A 20,432-nucleotide genomic window follows, 5' to 3' on the forward strand; every position below is an offset into this window, starting at 1 on the left:
TATTTAGAAACCTAACCACCTTCCGCCAAAACGGAAGGTCCAGGAGCAACAAATTAAAGATTGAGAGTATTTTGCGGCTCTTCATTCACTTGAGTAAGTTCAGGTTGTAGCGATATTTTACCGAGCTCAACTAAAACAGTGTCGATCAATTTTGAACGTTCTTCAATTTTAGTGACAAATGTTGTGCTGTGGCTTAGGCTTTTTAAAAGAAAATGTACTCTTTCTGCACTTTCTATAGAAATTCCAATCGCCTCTTCTAATTCATGGGGACTTTTTTTAGCTAATATATTGATAAGTTTCTGTATGTCATACGTGCCATTATTTAAATCTTCTTTAAATTGATCTAATAACTTCCCTTTCTTGATTAGGTTCGTTCGTTCGTCTATGGTCAGCCCTGCAAGATCGGTAAGTCCTTGCAGCATCCAACGATTTTTAGTGAGTTCTTCGGTTTTTGTTTTTCTTGATTGTGCCAAATTACTCTGGTGGGCTTCACATAATTCACGCAGTTTTATCATTAAGGCCTCACTCTTGAATTGCAATTGCACCATTGCAGGATAAGCTTTTTGTTTTTCCACAAAAAACTCATTTAAAGTGACGATCTCTGCTTTTTGTTTTTGCGCAGTATCAGAATCATCCAATGTTTTTGCGAGTTTATCGAGAAGCCGTAAATGGTGTTGTGCCTCTTTTGTCTGCGCGTCAAACATTGTTACCTCCATCTGATTGAGGGAGACTCTTATAGTGCTTATCAATGCTTTAGTTAAGAATTGATTTACCTTTTGTAATCGATCCTTTAATCCATCAACGTCGGACAGATTAAGGGAGTCTTCTGATGTCCCGTGTTTTCTTATCTTTTCTTGACGTAACTGCTCCACTTCAGCAAGTCGCTCATGAAAACTAGAAATCATTTCTTTTACAGCAGTCAGATTTTTAGGTTTTTCTTCTTCAAGTAGGCCAATCTCTTCTGCTACCTTAACGACATAGGCATCATATAATTTGTTATGAATGGTTCGTAGTTGTTCTTCTAATTTTTCGACCTCAGTAAAGTCAATTTTTCCAACTCCAGTATGCATCTGAACCCTTTTATTGCGCAGTACTTTTACTTCTTCTTGTAGCGTATTAAAATAAGATAGTTCCTTCTTAATGCTGGTCACATCATCAAGTTTTGCAGTATCTAGGGCTGTAATTCGTTGAGCCATGCTTGATATACGCGTTTCATAATGTACCTTTGCTTGTTCACTATTAGCGAGCATGGGGGTAATAATCTTACGTTGTAAGGGCGCCAAATCATCGCACACTTCTTGTTTCGTTTGTTGAATTTTCTCCCTTAAGTCTTTGCTTAATGAGGGTATGTTTTTATCTGAAGGAATACTTTCGAGTGCTTTTAAAGCCTCAGTGAGTTGTTGTTTTTCCAAAGCATTTTGGCATTTCATTAATGGTGAAAGTTGACGTTGCAGCGCTATTTTCTTTTCAATAAGTGGTCTTAGGTTATCTATTTCTATTTTCGCTGCTTTTGCTGCATCTGATTTAAAGTGAGACCATTCTTTATCTGAGGGAAAATTTGCTAAAGCATGTTGCATCATGTCCATATTATTTAATCTAAGCGCAATATGACATTCTTGTAATGCAGGAATCACTTTTTCATTAAGAAAATTTTTTCGTTCCAATGATATTTTTTGATCATCTTTTCCTGAAAAGTAGTGGAGTATTTTATCTAAAAATCCACCTCTAATGGGTAAATGAGATTGTTCTACCATTTTAAGTCGTAATGATTGTAGTGTTTCATTTATGTTTTTATGAATTTCTTTATCTTCTGGTTGAACAGCATTTATTATTTCCATCACTTTTGCGTTTTGCGTTTTAAAAATAGGTGCAGCAGCAAAGCCAACTTCATGGTTCGGTACAAAATCAGGATTTTTTACCGCAACAAAACTAACAATATACCTGTCCATCCCAGTAGGCGTTTTACCATCAAGGATTACTTTAGTCGGAACTAAGGCTATATTTTCGGGTAAATAAAAAAGTTCATCCCTAGAATCAGACTCATGATTTCCAATCTGTTTTGCTGAAAGTAACTTGTCTGGATCATTGATTTCAAAGATTGTATTTGAATCAAATATTGGTTCTGAAGTCTTTGTTTTGGCAGAAACCTCATCTAACTTAATTTGCATAAATGCATGGCTAGAAAGAGCCGTAAAGAGATAGTTTTCCGTATTTGCAATTATGGTATTGGCTTGTTTAATCAATTGTTGTTGAAATTCTTCGGGAATATTTAAGCCGCGGAACAGGATTTGCGGTGAAGGCTCCTGGCTCTTTGTATCCACCAATGCTTTACTCGTTAGTGGAGTTAATAATGAAGCAATCAATACTTCTTTAAAGGTTGAGTTTTCATCTTTATTTTGGGCAATTGTATTGACCCGGGTGGAGTACCAGTTATTATTTTGCATGAGATTAATTAAATCAAGCTTGATCTGATTTTTCTCTCTGCTGTCTTTTTTTCTAATGGTTTTTTCCCAGGTATCTCCAAGTTTTTTTGCTGGTTCATTGAGATCAGTTGGATGAAATTCAGTATCTTTTTCATGCTGCATTAACTGATCAATATTATTGATATCGGTATCATTTAACAATGAACCTACAATAGCCATATCGCATTTGGTCAATAATTCACGAAAAAATGGTTCTTCGAGTCGTTGGCCATTTAAAAGAACATGATCGTCTCGAATCACATCAGGATTCGCCATGATTTGTTGGATAATACGTGCAGCAGCAATTTCGTCACTATTAGATATTCTTTTTGCTTTCTCTGGATCTGACTGTAATGTTTCTTTAATTACACCCATAACTACTTTTGAGCGAGCTTGTTGGATGGCATCTAAACAAGATGTAGGATTCTGTTCACAGGTTTTGGCAAAATCAGTTGGAAATACATAAGGAGATGGTTCTAAATAAGTTTTATAACCAGGGAAAGATTTCTGTATCTCAGGAATGACGAAATATTCCTTGATGGTTACGAATCGTTCATTTTCTTTCAGTCGGTAATTAGAATCTACACGTTGGATGTTCTTAGAATTTGGAACGTTCCCTTCTTCGATAACGTATTTGTCGCCATTATAGGGATTTTCATACGGTCCACCTCTGCTGGGATCTTCTTTGGCTTCAGGATTAAATTGAGGGACAACTGCTCCGGTGGCCAAGAAAAATTCTCGATGCGTTTTAAGAACGACCTCGGCTCCTCGTGCGCCTACAGAATTTTTAAGCGTATTATAGGCACGTTCCACGACGACTTCTTGAGGTGCTTTGACTCTCATTAAATCAACCATGTGGCCTTGATGGATTAAGATATGTGCTGGGGTACCATCCCAATTATGGGGTTTGTCTAGAATAATCGCGGCATAGTGATCTACTTCGTTTTGATCTTTAAAGATTTTGCCGATAAGCTTATTCTCTTCAACGCATTTTCTGAATGCTTGTTCACTTTTCTCATGATATTCCTCATAAAAATTTCTCTTATACTTAGAATCATATCCTGAGCGTTCATCATCTCTTCCTACCACAAAGAATGCTTGGGCGATGAGAATTTTTTTGAGTTCTTCTGGTGTGACATCGGCTAAAGTCTGACCATTTTTTGCTGTTCCTAGTTTTTCTCCTCTGAATTTTGCTTTACGTGCTTCCTCGACCATTACTTCAGCACAAGCCATGGTGCGTACCGTATGTGCAAGGCCGTGAGTTCCTCGATCAGGCCCTTCATTGGGCTTGAGTCGCTCTCCGTTGGGATTTTTGGGATCTACTAATGGCCCAGGATAATCATGCCTTAAATATTCTTTATGGACATAATTTACAACACTACGAACATCATCATCATTTTCCAATAAAGCACTGCCTAAAGCTGACTCAGAAACTACTTGTGGTACAGTAGATTGTATGGGAATCTCTTTAATAGTAGTGGTTTTTCCGGTTGTCGCCTGTCTTAACGCAGTTGCATTGTTTTGCACATCGCCAGCTGGAAATTCATTAGCAACAGCCTGTAACCAACCGGTAATTTCACCATAGCCATTCCCAGCGAGTTCATTTTGCATTTCTTGAGTGATGCTCTGACCTAAATTTTCTAAAGTTGGAGGATTATCACCTGTTAATACCGTATGCGCCCTTACTCCTGCAGAAGCAACCCAATAGCCGCATAAGCCCATGTTTAATCCAGCACCATTGGGAATCACAGAAAGGGTAGTGTCTTGAGGGAGCTTTCTAGATAGAATGTTTTTATACCCTTTTCCTGAATCTTCACCCAGTGGGTCAAAAAGATAGTATTGATTGCCTTGGCCTTTAATTAACATGATCCAGTGGCCAGATTCTTGTGTTGGACTCACAGCAGTTAATATAGGCATAAATCCTTGTTGGTCCAATACATCTATTCGTATGCTAGGATTTCCATTGTAAATGATACCGCTGGTAATATTTCGTCCCATACGTTCAAAAATGGCACGCATACCATCTTGAGTTAATTCTACCCCTTTTACATATTCAGGCATTTAGATTTTCCTCAAAAAATATTTGTATTGTCAATTGAACCCTCTATCTATGCCATTAGTCATTAGGCTAAGATAAAAGGTATCCTCATAAATGATTTAAAATTCTATGGGTTATAATTAACGTGAGTTCGACCTAAAAGAAATGGAGATTCGTTTTATACGCTCAACAAACCAGTTTTAAATAAAAATAATTCGATATAAAAAATAATATTGCTTTTATATCGAACTTACATTAATTAACAATCCACATGGACTCTTTTAATTATAAACCGAATATTATTAAGCCAACGTTAAGTTGGCTGAAAATCAATCTATTTGGTTTCTTTAAAGGAAACCCTCTTCACAAGTTCTCTGTGGATTGAGTAGGGAGCATCCTAAAACAGCCTTTTTCAGGAGTTATAGGATTAAATAGTCAAAATCCAAAGATGGTTCGTCGGGTATTTCTTGTTGCATGAATGTCTTACGGAGCTCATCTGAAACAGTATCGATTAATTTTGTACGTTCTTTAATTTTAGCGACAAATGTTGTATTGCGGCTTAGGTGTTTTAAAAGCTCCTGGAGTTTCTCCGCATCTTCAGTAGAGAGTCCAACCGCTTCTTCTAATTCAGCTGTACTTTTCTTGGCTAAGTGATTGATCAACTCCTTTATATCATACTTATCATTATTTAAATCTTTTTTAAATCGATCTAATTTTTTTCCTTTCTTAGCTAAAGTCACTCGTTCGTCTGTGGTTAGACCTATGAAGTCAGTAAATCCTTGAAACATCCAACGATTTTTAGTGAGTTCTTCAGTTCTTTTTCTTGAGTTTGTCTGGTGCGCTTCACATAACTCACGTAATTGGATCATTAAAGCTTCACTCTTGAATTGCAATTGCACCATTGCAGGGTACGCTTTTTGTTTCTCCATAAAAAATTCGTTTAATTTCACGATCTCAATTTTTTGTTCTTGCGCTGTTTTAGAGTTATCCAGCGTTTTTGCAAGCTTATCGAGGATTTGTAAATGTTGCTGAGCCTCTCTTTCTTGCTCGTCAAACGTTATTGTCTCCATTTGATTGAGAGAAACTCTAATATTACTTATTAATATCTTAATTAAGCGTTGATTCACCTGTTGCAATCGATCATTTAATCCATCGGTAGCTGAAAGATTAAGAGGATCATCTTTGAATGTTTCTTGTTTTTTTATCTTTTCTTGATGTAATTGTTTCACTTCAGCGAGTTGGCCATAAAATCTTGAGATGATTCTTTTCACATCAGCCAGATTTTTAGGTTTTTCTTGTTCAAGTAAGTCAATCTCTTTTGTTACTTGCACTACATAGGCATCATATAGTTTGTTATGAAGTATGCGTAGTTGTTCTTCTAATTTTTCGATATCAGCAAAATCAACTCTTTCGGCTTCGGAATGCAATAGAGTTTTTTCATGACGCAGCAATTTTATTTCCTCTTGTAGGTCGTTAAAATGAGATATTTCTCTCTTAACGCTAGCTAAGTCGGATAGTTTTACCTTGTCTTGAACTGCAATTTTCTTCGTTATGCTCATTACAAGTACTTCATAACGTTTTCTCACTTGCTCGGCATTAGTGAGTGCGGGTATCGTGGCTGCATTTGACATCGGAGCTAAGTTTTCAATTAGCTCTTGTTTTGTACCTTGAATCTGCTCTTTTATATTGTTGCTTATCAATGGAATATTGCTCATATCATTATCTGAGGGAATGCTTTCGAGTGCTTTTAATGCTTCAGTGATTTGTTGTTTTTCCAGTGCATCTCGGCATTTCATCAAAGGAAGAAGTTGGCTTTGGAGCACTATTTTCTTTCCAATAAGTGGTCTTAGGTTATCCATTTCAATTTTAGCTGCTTTTGCTGCATCTGATTTAAAGAGAGACCATTCTTTATCTGAGGGAAATTTCGTTAAAGCACGTTGTATCATGTCCACATTATTTAATCGAAGCGCAATATGACATTCTTGTAGTGCAGGAATCACTTTTTCATTAAGAAAGCTTTTTCGTTCCAATGATATTTTTTGATCATCTTTTCTTGAAAAATAGTGAAGAATTTTATCTAAAAATCCACCTCGAATGGGTAAATGAGATTGCTCTACCATTTTAAGCCGTAGTGATTTTAAAGTTTCATTTAAGTTTCCCTGGGCTTCTGTGTTTACACTATCTATTACTTTCGCTACTTTCGTGCTTTGTATTTTTATAAAAGACTCAAAAGCAAAACCGCGCCCATGTCGTGGAGAAAAATCGGGGCTTTGTACCGCAACACAGGTGAAAATATGACGATCACTTCCGGTAGTCGTTTGGCCATCAAGAGTAAGTTTGATCGGAATTAAAGCTATATCTTCAGGCAAATATATGGAATATTCACTTTCAGAGCCTTCTACGTGAGTTCCTACTTGTTTAGGCTGTAGCAACCCATCGGGATCAGATATTTCAAAGATGGTGTTTGAAGCAAACATATCCCTAGGAACAGCAATATTTGTGGATGTGCTTGCATTTGTTTTGGCTGAGATATGGCTGTAATCATTTAACTTAATTTGTTTAAAAGTTTCTGCAGAAGAATCTGTAAAGAGATGTTCTGTAGTATTAGCCATGATCTTATGAGTTTGATGGATTAAGTTATTTTTAAATTCTTCTGACAGATTTAATCCGCGAAACAGTGTTTTTGGCGGTGGGGAAGTATTTGTATCCACCAATGATTTTCTCGTTAGGGGAGTCATTAACGCAGTAATCAGCACCTCTTTGAATGTTGAGTCTTTATCTCTGTTTTGGGCAATGGCATTAACACGGCTGTAGTACCAAGCATCATTTTGCATTAAAAAAACTAAATCAGTTTCGATCTGGAGTATTCCTCCACCTTTTCTGATGGTATTTTCCCAGGTTTCTCCAAGTTTTTTTGCTGGTTCGTTGGGATCAGTTGGATGAAATTCAGTATCTATCTCATGTTTCATTAACTGGTCGATATTTTTTATATCCGTGCTATTTAACAGTGAACCTACAATGGCCATATCGCATTTGGCTAATAAATCACGGAAAAATTGTTCTTCGAGACGTTGACCATTTAAAAGAACGTGGTCATTATGAATTACATCAGGATTAGCAAGGATTTGTTGGATAATGCGTGTTGCTGCAATTTCATCAACATTAGCGTTTCTCCTTGCTGATTTATTACTAAATTGAATTGCTCCCTTTATAGGTGAAATTTTTGATTGATGATTAGCTGCTTGTAATTGCCCTAAACAAAAATCGACATCATTTTCACATTGTGCTCTTTCATCGGAGTTTGTATGTTGCAAGTATGCATATTCACTCAGTTCTGGCATTCCTCTTTGGAGTTTTTTACCGTAACCAGGGAATTTACACTGCACTTCATCAAGTTTGAGGTATTCATCTACGCGCATCCAGCGTTCGTTTTCTTGTAACTCATACGACGTAGGGAAAAATGCTAATGTGCCTTGAGTTTCTCCCTTTCTAGGTTTGTTGCGGATTGGCTGGCCATCTTCGCCAATGACATATCGCCCCAGGCCTCCATTTCCGAATTTAAATTTTTCTTTTTCCTGTAATTTGTATGAGGGCGGGAAAAATTTTATTTTACCTTTTATTTCTCCTTCTTTTGGTGTTTCTCTAATTGGATTGCCATTTTTATCAATAACATAACGAAATTCGTTAGTACTCGTTACCAAATGTGGTTCAGGGTTGTTACAGTCAAAAGAGCTAACCATTTCATAGGTTGCATCGAAAAATTTTCTTTGTTTTGTAAAAACAGCCTCAGCTCCTATGGTTCCAATCCAAGGTTGAAGTGATTTAAAATAATTTTCTAAATAAGATTCTGCAGGTTGTTTTACCCTCATGAGATCAACCATATGACCTTTGTTGACCAAAACATGTGCTGGAGAGTTTTCCCACTTATGATCTTTATCTTCAATAACATTAGCATAAAAGTCGATATCGTTTTGATCGTTGAAGACATGTGGAATTAAAAGGGACTCATTTTCTCTTACATATTTTAAAAATGCATCTCTACTTTGTTCATGGTATCGCGCATAATTATTTGCCGATTCTTCATCATCTCGTCCAGTAACAAAAAATGCTTGGGCAATCATGATTTTTTTTAATTCATCAGGGGTAACATCAGCTATAGTCCGATGGTCCTTGAAGGTTCTTAAAGTTTCTCCTCTGAATTTTGCTTTACGTGCTTCTTCAACCATTACTTCTGCATAGGCCATTGTTCGTAGCGTATGAGCGAGACCATGAACAGGCCTGTTTACAATTTTGTCCCCGTTTCTTCCCATTTGTGCGGGTGTTGCCTCTACTGTGCCGGTGTATTTTTTTCCTAAATAATTATTAAACGCATATTTCACCGCATTTCTTACAGTGCTATCGGAGTACAATGAAAAACCATTCCAAGGAGGGAGATATGGTCCTTTGCTTGCAGTAGGTTTGGAGGTTAATTCTGGTACACTTTCCTTTTCAGTAATAATTGATTGAGGAAGACCCTTGAGATGTAGCTCTTTTTCAGTAGAATGTCTTAAATCAGTTGCATCGTTTTGAGCTTCACCTGCTGGAAGGGCATTGGCAATCGCTCGTAACCAACCAGTAATTTCACCATAGCCATCCCCATCGAGTTCCTGTTGCATTTCCTTAGTGATGACTTGGCCTAGATTTTCCAGAGTTGGGGGATTATCACCGGCTAATGCCGTATGTGCCCTTACTCCTGCAGACGCAACCCAATAGCCACATAAGCCCATGTTGAATCCAGTGCTATTGAGAATCACAGAAAGTGTAGCGTCTTGGGGGAGCTTTCTAGATAGGATGTTTTTATATCCTTTTCCCGAACTTTCACCCAGAGGGTCAAAAAGATAGTATTGATTGCCTTGGCCTTTAATTAACATGATCCAGTGGCCAGATTCTTGTGCTGGACTCACGCCTGTTAATATGGGCATAAATCCTTGCTGATTCAGTACATCTACTCGTATGTCAGGATTTCCATTGTAAATGATACCGCTGGTAATATCTCGTCCTATGCGTTCAAAAATAGCACGCATACCATCTTGGGTTAATTCTACCCCTTTTACATACTTAGGCATATTGCTCTCTCTGTGATACTGCTTTAAGAATAGCGTTTGCAATCGTGCGGCATATTAACACAGTGTGTAAAAATATTATAATAATTTTGAGTTGATTGAGTTTTAAGTGGACAAATTTTAAGTTGATTTGAGTTTTATCTCTATTTATTAAGCAGTTATGAAAAGACTTTTAATGTTTCGCTTGCGAATTTCTACGGATTAGTCGCAGAAATTCGCAGGCAGTTAGGGAGGTTAATTAAAGATCGAGGATATTTTGTTGAGGTGTTTCTTTCTCAACTTGAGTAAGTTCAGGTTGTATGGATATTTTACCGAGCTCAACTAAAACCGCGTCGATCAATTTTGAACGTTCTTTAATTTTAGCGACAAATGTTGTGCTGTGGCTTAGGCTTGTTAAAAGCGCATGTACTCTCTCAGCATTTTCCGTAGAGAGTCCAATCGCCTCTTCTAATTCATCGGGACTTTTCTTGGCTAATTTATTGATAAGTTTCTGTAGATCATACTTATCATTATTTAAATCATCTTTAAACTGCTCCAATACTTTTCCTTTCTTAGCTAGAGTAACCCGTTCGTCCGTAGTTAAGTGTATGAAATCAGTAAACCCTTGAAACATCCAACGATTTTTAGTGAGTTCTTCAGTTTTTGTTTTTCTTGATTTTGCCAAATTATTTTGGTGGGCCTCACATAACTCACGCAGTGTTATCATTAAAGCTTCACTCTTGAATTGCAATTGCGCCATTGCAGGATAAGCTTTTTGTTTCTCCACAAAAAATTCATTTAATTTCACGATATCTGCTTTTTGTTTTTGCGCTGCATCAGAATCATCTAATGTTTTTGCGAGCCTATCGAGGAGTTGAAAATTGTGTTGTGCTTCTTTTGTCTGTTCATCAAATGTTTTTACCTCTATTTGATTTAAAGAAGTCCTCATTGTATTGATCATCGCTTTTACTAAAAATTGATTAAGCGTTTGTAATTGATCTTTTAATTTATCAATATCGGACAGATCCAGTGGGTCTTTTGATGCGCCATGTTTTCTTATCTTTTCTTGACGCAATTGCTCTACTTCGGCAAGCCGCTCATTAAAATTAGAAATCATTTCTTTCACAGCGGTCAGATTTTTAGGTTTTTCTTCTTCAAGTAGGTTAATCTCTTCTGCTGTCTCGATGATATAGGCATCATATAACTTGTTATGAATGGTTCGTAGTTGTTCTTCTAATTTTTCGATATCAGCAAAATCAAGGGTATCGGTCTCAGAATATAGTCGAACTTTTTCATTGCGTAACAATTTTATTTCTTCTTGTAGGGCATTAAAATGAGATAGTTCCTTTTTAATGCGAGTCACATTATCGAGTTCTGCTTTATCTAGAGCGGTAATTCGCTGAGTCGTGCTCGTTATCAGTGCTTCATAACGCTTTCTTACTTGCTCTGGATTAGTGAGTACGGGAGTAATGACAGCACGTTGTAAAGGCTCTAAATTTTCGATTAATGCTTGTTTTGCGCCTTGGATTTGATCTTTTAAGTGGTTACTAATGGACGTTACTTGGCTCATTTCTTTATCTGACGGAATACTGTTAAGTGCTTGTAACGCAGCAATAATGTCTTTTTTCGCCAAAGCACTCTCACACTGGGTCAAAGCGGTGAACGTTTGCTCAAGTAGTAATTTTCTTTCAACCATTTGCTTAATGGCAGTCATTTGTATTTTTACTTGCCTAGCTTCTGGGGTATTAAAATCTGCCCATTGTTCGTCTTTGGGAATAGTGGCAAGTGCCTTACTGAGGTTGTTCCCTTCCAAGAGCGCATTAAGGCAATTTTCCACTGATGGACTTACTTGTTCATTAAGGAACGCTTTATACCTACCGCTAATGGATGATTGCACCTGTCTACTGATTCGCATCTGTAAATAAAATATTTGTTCTAAATCAGGGGCTTCGTGAGATTTTTCAACAATACTTTTGATTTCTGCTAACGGAGTTGTTTGCATTCTTAGAAGAGTTTCAACCGCGTAACCACTTTCGTGTCGTAGAGAAAAATCAGGGCTTTTTATCGTTGTAAAAGTGATAATATATCGATCCATTCCTTTAGAATTTTTACCATCAAGAGTTACTTTAGTAGGAATTAAGGCGACATCATCAGGTAAATAAAATGAAAATTCATCTTCGGTTCCGGGTATATGAGTGCCAACTTGTTTTGCTTGCAGTAAGCGATCAGGATCATTGATTTCAAAGATGGTATTTGAGTCAAATGTTGTTCTTGGAACCTCAATATTCGTAGAGTTACTTGCATTTGTTCTGGCAGATATGTTACTTAAGTCATTTAACTTAATTTGCATAAAATCTTGCGCAGACAAATCAGTAAAGAGATGTTTTGTCGAATTCGCAATGATAGTATTGGCCTGATTAATCAGTTTATTTTGATAGTCTTCTGAAAAATTTAAGCCGCGGAACAATGTTTGTGGTGAAGAAGCTCTACCGTAAGTATCCACTAATGATTTACTGGTTAATGGAGTCAGTAATGCAGTAATCACTACTTCTTTAAATGTTGATCCTTTATCTCTATTTTGGGCAATTGCATTGACGCGAGTATAGTACCAACCGTCATTTTGCATGAGATAAACTAAATCATGCTTGATCTGATTTCTATATCTGCTGTCTTTTTGTCTAATTACTGTATCCCAAGTTTCTCCAAGTTTCTTTGCAGGATCTTTCGGATCGGTTGGATGAAATTCAGTATCATTCTCATGTTGCATTAAACGATCGATATTATTGATATCGGTATCATTTAGCATAGATCCTACAATGGCCATGTCACATTTAGCTAACAAGTCACGGAAAAAGTGCTCTTCCAATTTTTGGCCATTTAAAAATACATGATCGTCTTGAATTACATCAGGATTAGCCATGATTTGGTGGATAATCCGTGCAGCGGCAATTTCATCTACATTGGGTTGTCTTCTTGTTTTACTTGCAGAAGATTGCAACGCTTCTTTAATCGCATCCATTTTTACTTGTTGGCGAGCTTCTTTGATAGCTCCTAGACATACTGAGGGGTTCTCCTCACATGTTCTTGCAAAAGCAGTTGCAGGATTTTCTGCTAATTGTATGTTATAACCAGGAAATTTTTCTTGTATTTCAGGAAGGCTATAATATTCTTTTATAGTTATGGGGCGCTCGTCTTCTGTCATGGGACTTTTCGATTTTGTCATTCGAATGTCACTCATAGAATTTAGATCTTTGCCCTTTTGTATTACATATTTTTCACCACTATAAGGATTTTCATAAGCCCCCCCTTCTTTAAATAATTTCTTAGCCTCCTCAGAGTGGATATTATTTTCCTCAATGGTAGTATGTTCTTTTATCGTTACAAAACGCTCATTATCCTTGAGTTGATAATACGGAGATACGCGCCGTGCCTCCCCTAAAGTTTTGGGGGTCTTACCTTTTTCTATAACGTATTTTTGAGAAACCATATTCTCATAAGGTTCTTCTGCTTTGAGATTCTCTTTTGCTTGAGGATTAAATGCGGGAACTGCGGATCCGGTAGCCAAGAAAAGTTGTCGATGAGTTCTGAGAACGACTTCGGCTCCTAGAGAACCTACTGAACTTTTAAGTGTATTGTAGGCGCGTTCTACTACTACTTCGGGAGGTGATTTGACTCTCATTAAATCCACCAGATGCCCTTGGTGGATTAAGATATGCGCAGGGGTCCCATCCCAATTATGGGGATTGTCACGAAGAATCTCAGCATAACGCTCTACTTCTTCTTGATCTTTGAAGATATTGCCAATCAGCTTATTCTCTTCAACGTATTTCCTGAACGCTGCTTCACTTTTCTCATGATATTCATCATAGAAATCTCGATCAAGTGTTTTATCATATCCGGAGCGCTCATCATCTCTTCCTACCACAAAGAATGCTTGGGCGATGAGGATTTTTTTCAGCTCTTCAGAAGTAACATCGGCCAATGTCCGTCCATCTTGTGCTGTTTCTAGTTCCTCTTCTCTGAATTTTGCTTTACGTGCTTCTTCGACCATCACTTCAGCACAAGCCATGGTTCGTACTGTATGTGCAAGGCCATGAGTTGTTCGATCAGGCCCTTCGTTTGGGTCTAATCGTCCTTCTTTGGGATCTTTAGGATTTTTTAATGGTCCAGGATAGGGGTGTCTTAAATATTCATTATGGACGTAATTTACAACATTGCGAACATCGAGGTCATTTTCCAATAAAGTGCTGTTTAGAATAGACGTAGAAACTGTTTGTGATGCAGTAGGTTGTGTAGGGATTTCTTTAGGTGTTGCCGTTTTCCCAGTTAAAATAAAAGTAGGGATTTCTATGTGTAATTCTTTTTCTGTAGCATGTCTTAGCGCGGTTGCCTCGGTTTGTGCGCCTCCATCTACGGGGAATTCGTTGGCAACAGCCCGTAACCAACCCGTAATTTCACCATAGCCATTCCCAGCGAGTTCGTTTTGCATTTCCTGAGTAATGGTTTGGCCTAAATTTTCTAGAGTTGGAGGATTATCACCTGTTAATGCCGTATATGCTCTTACTCCTGCAGAAGCAACCCAATAGCCGCATAAGCCCATGTTGAATCCAGCGTCATTTGGGATCACAGAAAGTGTCGCGTCTTGAGGGAGCTTTCTAGATAGGATGTTTTTATACCCTTTTCCCGAACCTTCACCCAGTGGGTCAAAAAGATAGTATTGATTGCCTTGGCCTTTAATGAGCATAATCCAGTGGCCAGATTCCTGTGTTGGACTCACGCCTGTCAATATGGGCATAAATCCTTGCTGGTTCAATACATCTACTCGTATGTCAGGATTGCCATTGTAAATGATCCCGCTGGTAATATCTCGTCCCATGCGTTCAAAAATAGCACGCATACCATCTTGAGTTAATTCTACCTCTTTTACGTATTTTGGCATTTTGCCCTCTCTAAAATAAATATTACTTTAATTATAATCTTTGGATTAAATATTATCACTATGGTCAAACATTATAATTAAGAAACTTTAAGAAAATATTAAGAGCTAAAAAATATGTGGGTCTACCATATAGAGTATTACTTGGCAGGGTTTAACTATTAACCATTACTATAGTTTTGATAAATTATTACACGCACACGGCTTTCAAGGTATAAGATCCTAAATTGGTGACTTGGGCTTTGGTACCAGGATCTGCGGTAAATGGGATTTGTTGCATATTGTAAATAGTCCACACCATAAAATCACCTTGTCTAAATGTGGTGCCGTTGAATACGCCTTTTCCACTCATTATATTGATTGTGACATTGTTTTTTGTGTTTGAAGCAGCATGGATTTCACATAGCATTGCGATTCTAGTATTTGAATTGGTTAAAACAGTCGGTTTATTAGGCTCAAGCGTTATTTCAATAGGAGTCGAAATTGCAGAAAAAAGGGAACTGCTCATTAAGGTCAAGATAAGAAATAACAATTTATTTGCTAACTGATACATAACGGTCCTATTTATGTACACTAAATGATTACCATTATTGTGTAAAAAGGTTCATTTAAAAAGAATAATATAATGCAATAAAAAACTTTTTTAAACCCAGTAGCATCCTATTTTGAGCTATGCTTACTGAGTATAGAAAATTTTGATTTAGTAGCAGTGAATTAACCTAATATTGTGGCCTCAATTAGGGAGAGCAGCAAAAGATGAGCTATTTCAATGTAAAAGACCCAATATGTGAGACTAAAAACTGCGCGACGCAAATAAAGATGGAGCTTATTCCTCGAACAGTTGATCTTGGTGGGTTTCAAGTAGGGCGAGTATTACCATCAAAAGAAAAAAGGACAGTGGGGCCATTCGTTTTTTGGGATCAGGCTGGTCCTAATGAACTTCTTTCAGGTAAAGGATTAGATGTACGGCCTCATCCCCATATTGGTTTATCAACGATGACCTATTTATTTTCTGGCAGGCTGGAGCATAGAGACACACTTGGGAGTCATCAAATTATTGCTTCTGGTGATGTGAATTTGATGACTGCTGGAAGAGGGATTGCTCATTCAGAGCGCACACCACATCAAGATCGTTTTTATCCTCATCCCTTTTTTGGTATTCAATGTTGGTTGGCTCTACCACTTACCAAAGAAGAAATAAACCCCTCATTTACACATTATGATAAAAGTGTTATTCCTACTGATAATGACAGTAAAAATATGAGCTTGCGCATAGTTGCAGGCGAATGGGGCGGGATAAAATCGCCTGTTTTCACGTTTAATGATGCTCTTTTTGTGGAGTGTAAGCTTAAGGCAAATGCCGCATTGATCATTCCTAAGACGATTGAGGAACGGGCTATTTATATTTTGAGCGGTGAAATCGTCATTGATAATAATTCATATCATTGCGCCAAAATGCTTATTCTCAAAACAGGTACTGAAATTAAAGTAACTGCTGTCGATGATACTCATATTATTATTCTTGGGGGAGCTGCACTTGAAACACGACGCTACGTATGGTGGAATTTTGTGGCCAGTTCTAAAGAGCGAATTGAGCAGGCTAAGTTGGATTGGAAAACTGGAAAATTTGGAAAAATACCTGGAGATGAAGAGGAATTCATTCCTTTACCTGAATAAATGAGCTTTATGAGGTAGTCCTGAGTTGAGTTATAAAATTGGATAATATAAAAGGATCTTAAAAATGGGTAAATTAACTCAAGAAACACAATACTTAGAAGATGGAAGCATCAAAACTAAACTAACGGGTTATAATCTTCTGAATAACTCTCGGTTAAACAAGGGGACTGCATTTACAAATAGTGAAAGAGAGCTATTTGCGTTACACGGTTTATTACCACCCCAAGTGAGTACATTGGAAGAACAGCAAAAAAGACGTCATGCAGGATTGATCGAACTACCTACTTCCCTAGAGAAATATAGTTTTTTGCGTGATCTTCAAGATAATAACGAAACATTGTTTTACTCCTTAATTGTCCACAATATTGAAGAAATGTTACCTATTGTTTATACCCCAACTGTTGGAGAGGGTTGTCAAAAGTTCAGTGAGATTTTTCGTAAAGCGCGGGGGCTTTTTCTGAGTTATCCTAATAAAGATTTAATCGAACAAATTATCTCTCATCCACGTTATGATTTAATTAAATGCATCGTCGTAAGCGATGGTGAGCGTATTCTTGGTCTTGGAGATCAGGGGGCTGGTGGTATGGGAATTCCCATTGGTAAAATGGCACTTTATACAGCATTGGCTGGTATTCCCCCACAATATTGTTTACCAATTCTTTTGGATGTAGGAACAGATAATGAAGAAAGATTAGCGGATCCTCTTTACGTAGGATGGAAGCACCATCGTATTCGTGGGTCTGAATATGATGAGTTTGTTGATACTTTTGTTTCGGCTGTTAAGCGTCGTTGGCCGAATGTGCTTTTGCAGTGGGAGGATTTTGCGGGAGCAAACGCGGCTCGTTTGCTGGAGCGTTATCGTAATCAACTTTGTACTTTTAATGATGATATCCAGGGTACTGCTGCGATGGCAACAGGTACTCTTCTTTCAGCGATCAATGTGACAGGGATTCCGTTAAAAGATCAGAAAATCGTTTTTCTTGGTTTTGGAGGAACAGGTCATGGTATTGCTCAGTTGATTCATGCAGCCTTAAAAGATGAGGGTTTGAGTGATCAAGAAGCGAGCAAGCGTATCTATGCTGTGGACAGGTATGGATTACTTGTGGAAGGAGGAAAGGGATTAAGCCCGGATCAAGAGTTTTTTGCGCGCAAGCGTTCTGAGATAGAGGAATGGCAGGTTAGTAACCCAATGGAAATAGATTTGCTTGAGGTTGTCCGCAATGTAAAACCTACAGCACTAATAGGTGTTTCAACTCAGAAAGGAGCTTTTACTGAGGAAGTAGTCCGAACTATGGCGAAATATACGGAACGTCCTGTGATTTTTCCGCTTTCCAACCCCACATGGCATAGTGAAGCAGTGCCACAAGATCTATTTAATTGGACGGATGGTCGTGCGTTAGTAGGAACTGGAAGCCCTTTCGAACCTGTAACATTTAATGAAAAAAAGTTTCTTATTGATCAAACAAATAACTCATATATTTTTCCAGGTTTAGCTTTAGGTATTATTTCTTCTCGAGCAAAGAGAGTCTCTGATGGAATGATTAAGGCGGCTGCACTTGCTCTTGCAGCTTGTTCACCTGCTAGGAAGAATAAGACGGCAAATCTGTTACCTCCCTTAGCGAGCCTTCGTGCAATCAGTCTTGATGTTGCAAGGGCTGTTGGGAAGCAGGCAATATTGGAAGGTCTTGCTGGTATTAATGAATCTGATTTAGAAAAGCAGCTCAAAGCGAATATTTGGGAGCCAATTTATAAACTGTACACGCTCGCAGAGTAAGGTTTTAGTCTCTCTGAATCCCCTATCTCCTATCCCGTAAAAAGAAGATGACTAGTCTGGTCGGGGTAGGGATGTAGGAACAAGGATAGATTTCTTATTTAATAACCAAGTAAGTTTCTTATCCGATCAGTGTAATCTTTCAGTGGTGTTTGTAGGATAAAATTTTTCAGTGGTGTTTCAATTTTAAAATATAAAATATTGGCTAAAAACCCATAACAACACGCATCCAAAGAGTGAATTTTTTCACCAAATAGATAAAGGTTATTCTCTAAAAGTAAAATAATTGATTGTAAATCATCAATGCCAGATTGGTATATTTCCTCTTTGGAATATCTCCCTATACCCTGATAATGATATTTTTCAATATTGTATTTCCTTACTGTTTCAAGTGTTGATTCTGATAACTCAGCAAGTTGGGTTAAAAATGCAGCTTTGAATAAAGGCCAAAATTGCTCATCTTGCCAGCGCGAATAAGACATAACCCAATACAAATGATTATCTAACATTCTAGTGATTAAAAAATGAGTGTTTTTTTGTTTTTTTGTTAAATTTTTATCTAAATTAATATATTTTTGGGAAAGATAATTAAGAATAACATTACTATCAGTAATAATTGTTCCATTATCTTCCATATAAGGTAATTGTTGCCTCGGTGCATTTTTGGTATTAATGAGGTGCTCGTGTTGATAGTCTATTTCAGTTAACCTAAGAAAAGTATCGACTTTTAGACCAAAAGGATTATTGTCAGGGATACCAAAAAGTTCGGGATAAGAATATAAAATAATCATTGAAAGTCTCCGTAGATAGTGTCTTGATTTCTGTATACAACAGCTGTATTGAACGTATGATTTAAAACCATAGTTTTCAGTTGAATTCTTAAACTTTGCTCCCTGTATGATGCCTCTTTAATTTCCTATTTTGTTATCCTGAAATGGGTGTTGCAAATCCAATTCCTTTATGAGTCATCCCAATTATAGTCTATTAAACGGAGCATTGTACTTGGGCATAAAATCTGTATTTTTCAATTAAATCTACTTGAGTTTTTTCTGAATGGTTCATTTCTTAATATTTGGTTAATAATTTCTCAGTATTATGTCAGTTAATTTCTTGTGTGATTTTGACAGACTAAATAATCTTGAGGGGGTAGGTTGATGACTATTTCGTTAAGTACAACAAGCCAAGAATTAATTTCCAAGTTGAACAAGATCGATAAGCGTTTTACTCAAACATTTCAACAAAAAACAGCAATTGATAGAACTTCTTTATTGAAGTGGCTTGAACAATCACACTCAGTCACAGGGAATGATGATGCATTTTTTTTAATTGCATCGTTACAGACCTCATTGTTAAAAGATCTAAATGACTCATTAAATAATTCTTTAACGAAAAAAGAAAAGTCTAAAAAAAATAGTACACTCTCAAAAGCTAAGTTAGGACTACTCGCCCTTGCAGGAACCATTTATTTTGGTTGTGAAGGTTTTGATGGTGTTACCGCGATTATGGGGATGTTCTCCTTTGTTCCTACTCTCGCATTTTTTGTAGCAGGGACGTTATTTTCAATACTCTCCATAATTGTATTTTATAGTTTTGATTTAGTTGAAATTTCTAAAAATTTAGGAATCAAATCTTCTGATGCTCCAAAGTTACTTGATGTTTTGCTGGACGAGTTTAAACAAATAAAATTAATTCGTGCGCGTCTTTCAAAATCGACTCATAAAACGTTGCAAGAGCTTGAACAAGATCTTGCGATTGCAAAAATGTTGTTAAAAAGACATGAAGACTTAAATGAGGCACGATCTCAACTGAAGTTAGCATTAGAAAATCCTTACCTAAAGGCTGGGAAAATGATAACTGCAGGGCTTGCAGGAATTATTTTTTTTAGTGGCGGTTTTTTTGCGGGCCAAGCTGTTGCTTTGACTATTGCAGGTGCATTTATTCCTATGGTGGCAGCCACAGCTTGGCCAATTGTTGCTGTGGGTGTGGTTGTAGGTTTAGCTGCATTCAGTATTTACTGGTTTGTTGAGCGCCCAGGAATTGAAAATCTGATTCGTCGTTGGAAAGGATTGGATAAGGAAAAAATGGATCAATTATGCAAATCCAATATTGTGGATCGAGAGACAGAAAAATTGCAAAATTTAATTCAAGAAATCGAAGAAAAGATCGAATTGAATCATATTAACACAAATACTCAAGCACAAGTTCAAACACTAGTAGAAGAGGTCTCTCGTTTGAAGCAACAATTAGCGCAGAAAACGCCTCAAAAAATGCAGCTTCATATTGATCAAGCTGGGAATGATGAGCTTATCATGGATAAACAACACATGGGAATTAAGGAATTGAATCCTGTGAAAGAAGAACATTCATCACCACATGCCCAATATTCTCTTTTTAAATTAAAAGACATTAAACCTGCTACAGAGTTTATGACCCCTGAAAAGAGACATACCCCATAAAACTTTTTAAA

The 20,432-nt window shown here is 37.2% G+C and carries 8 protein-coding genes; 3 read left to right on the top strand and 5 right to left on the bottom strand.

Going from position 1 to position 20,432, the window contains the following annotated elements; translation table 11 throughout:
* Positions 1 to 53: 53 nt before the first annotated feature.
* The 4 genes from Lsan_RS02810 to Lsan_RS02825 all read right to left on the bottom strand — a co-directional run bounded on the left by Lsan_RS02810 (position 54) and on the right by Lsan_RS02825 (position 15,070).
* Positions 54 to 4,523, bottom strand: coding sequence for a SidE phosphodiesterase domain-containing protein (locus tag Lsan_RS02810; RefSeq protein ID WP_058513016.1), 4,470 nt, complete (start codon positions 4,521 to 4,523; stop codon positions 54 to 56).
* A 396-nt stretch (positions 4,524 to 4,919) separates the two neighbouring features.
* On the bottom strand, positions 4,920 to 9,605 hold the full coding sequence (locus tag Lsan_RS02815) for a SidE phosphodiesterase domain-containing protein (protein ID WP_058513017.1): 4,686 nt from the start codon (positions 9,603 to 9,605) through the stop codon (positions 4,920 to 4,922).
* A 235-nt stretch (positions 9,606 to 9,840) separates the two neighbouring features.
* Positions 9,841 to 14,520, bottom strand: a complete 4,680-nt coding sequence (locus Lsan_RS02820) for a SidE phosphodiesterase domain-containing protein (protein WP_058513018.1) — start codon at positions 14,518 to 14,520, stop codon at positions 9,841 to 9,843.
* Between the two features lie 187 nt (positions 14,521 to 14,707).
* Positions 14,708 to 15,070 carry a hypothetical protein gene (locus Lsan_RS02825; RefSeq protein WP_058513019.1) on the bottom strand — a complete coding sequence of 121 codons (363 nt, stop codon included), beginning with the start codon at positions 15,068 to 15,070 and terminating at the stop codon, positions 14,708 to 14,710.
* 203 nt (positions 15,071 to 15,273) lie between these two features.
* Between Lsan_RS02825 and Lsan_RS02830 the strand changes: the two genes are divergently transcribed.
* Together Lsan_RS02830 and Lsan_RS02835 are read left to right on the top strand one after the other, a co-directional pair.
* Positions 15,274 to 16,194 carry a pirin family protein gene (locus Lsan_RS02830; RefSeq protein WP_058513020.1) on the top strand — a complete coding sequence of 307 codons (921 nt, stop codon included), beginning with the start codon at positions 15,274 to 15,276 and terminating at the stop codon, positions 16,192 to 16,194.
* A 64-nt stretch (positions 16,195 to 16,258) separates the two neighbouring features.
* The gene (locus Lsan_RS02835; RefSeq protein ID WP_058513021.1) at positions 16,259 to 17,968 is read left to right on the top strand and encodes an NAD-dependent malic enzyme; all 1,710 of its coding nucleotides are present in this window, start codon (positions 16,259 to 16,261) and stop codon (positions 17,966 to 17,968) included.
* Between the two features lie 98 nt (positions 17,969 to 18,066).
* Here Lsan_RS02835 and Lsan_RS02840 read toward each other — a convergent pair whose 3' ends face one another.
* A complete protein-coding gene (locus Lsan_RS02840) occupies positions 18,067 to 18,756 on the bottom strand; it encodes a glutathione S-transferase family protein (RefSeq protein WP_058513022.1) in 690 nt (229 codons plus the stop codon).
* 363 nt (positions 18,757 to 19,119) lie between these two features.
* Here Lsan_RS02840 and Lsan_RS02845 point away from each other — a divergent pair, with 363 nt between their 5' ends.
* Positions 19,120 to 20,421: a hypothetical protein gene (locus Lsan_RS02845; protein WP_058513023.1), complete on the top strand. Its 1,302-nt coding sequence runs from the start codon at positions 19,120 to 19,122 to the stop codon at positions 20,419 to 20,421.
* Positions 20,422 to 20,432 lie beyond the last annotated feature (11 nt).

Source organism: Legionella santicrucis (assembly GCF_001468135.1).
Taxonomy (GTDB): domain Bacteria; phylum Pseudomonadota; class Gammaproteobacteria; order Legionellales; family Legionellaceae; genus Legionella; species Legionella santicrucis.

Coding starts and splice junctions, on each gene's coding strand:
- Lsan_RS02810 (WP_058513016.1), bottom strand. CDS start 4,523: ATGCCTGAATATGTAAAAGGGGTAGAATTAACTCAAGATGGTATGCGT.
- Lsan_RS02815 (WP_058513017.1), bottom strand. CDS start 9,605: ATGCCTAAGTATGTAAAAGGGGTAGAATTAACCCAAGATGGTATGCGT.
- Lsan_RS02820 (WP_058513018.1), bottom strand. CDS start 14,520: ATGCCAAAATACGTAAAAGAGGTAGAATTAACTCAAGATGGTATGCGT.
- Lsan_RS02825 (WP_058513019.1), bottom strand. CDS start 15,070: ATGTATCAGTTAGCAAATAAATTGTTATTTCTTATCTTGACCTTAATG.
- Lsan_RS02830 (WP_058513020.1), top strand. CDS start 15,274: ATGAGCTATTTCAATGTAAAAGACCCAATATGTGAGACTAAAAACTGC.
- Lsan_RS02835 (WP_058513021.1), top strand. CDS start 16,259: ATGGGTAAATTAACTCAAGAAACACAATACTTAGAAGATGGAAGCATC.
- Lsan_RS02840 (WP_058513022.1), bottom strand. CDS start 18,756: ATGATTATTTTATATTCTTATCCCGAACTTTTTGGTATCCCTGACAAT.
- Lsan_RS02845 (WP_058513023.1), top strand. CDS start 19,120: ATGACTATTTCGTTAAGTACAACAAGCCAAGAATTAATTTCCAAGTTG.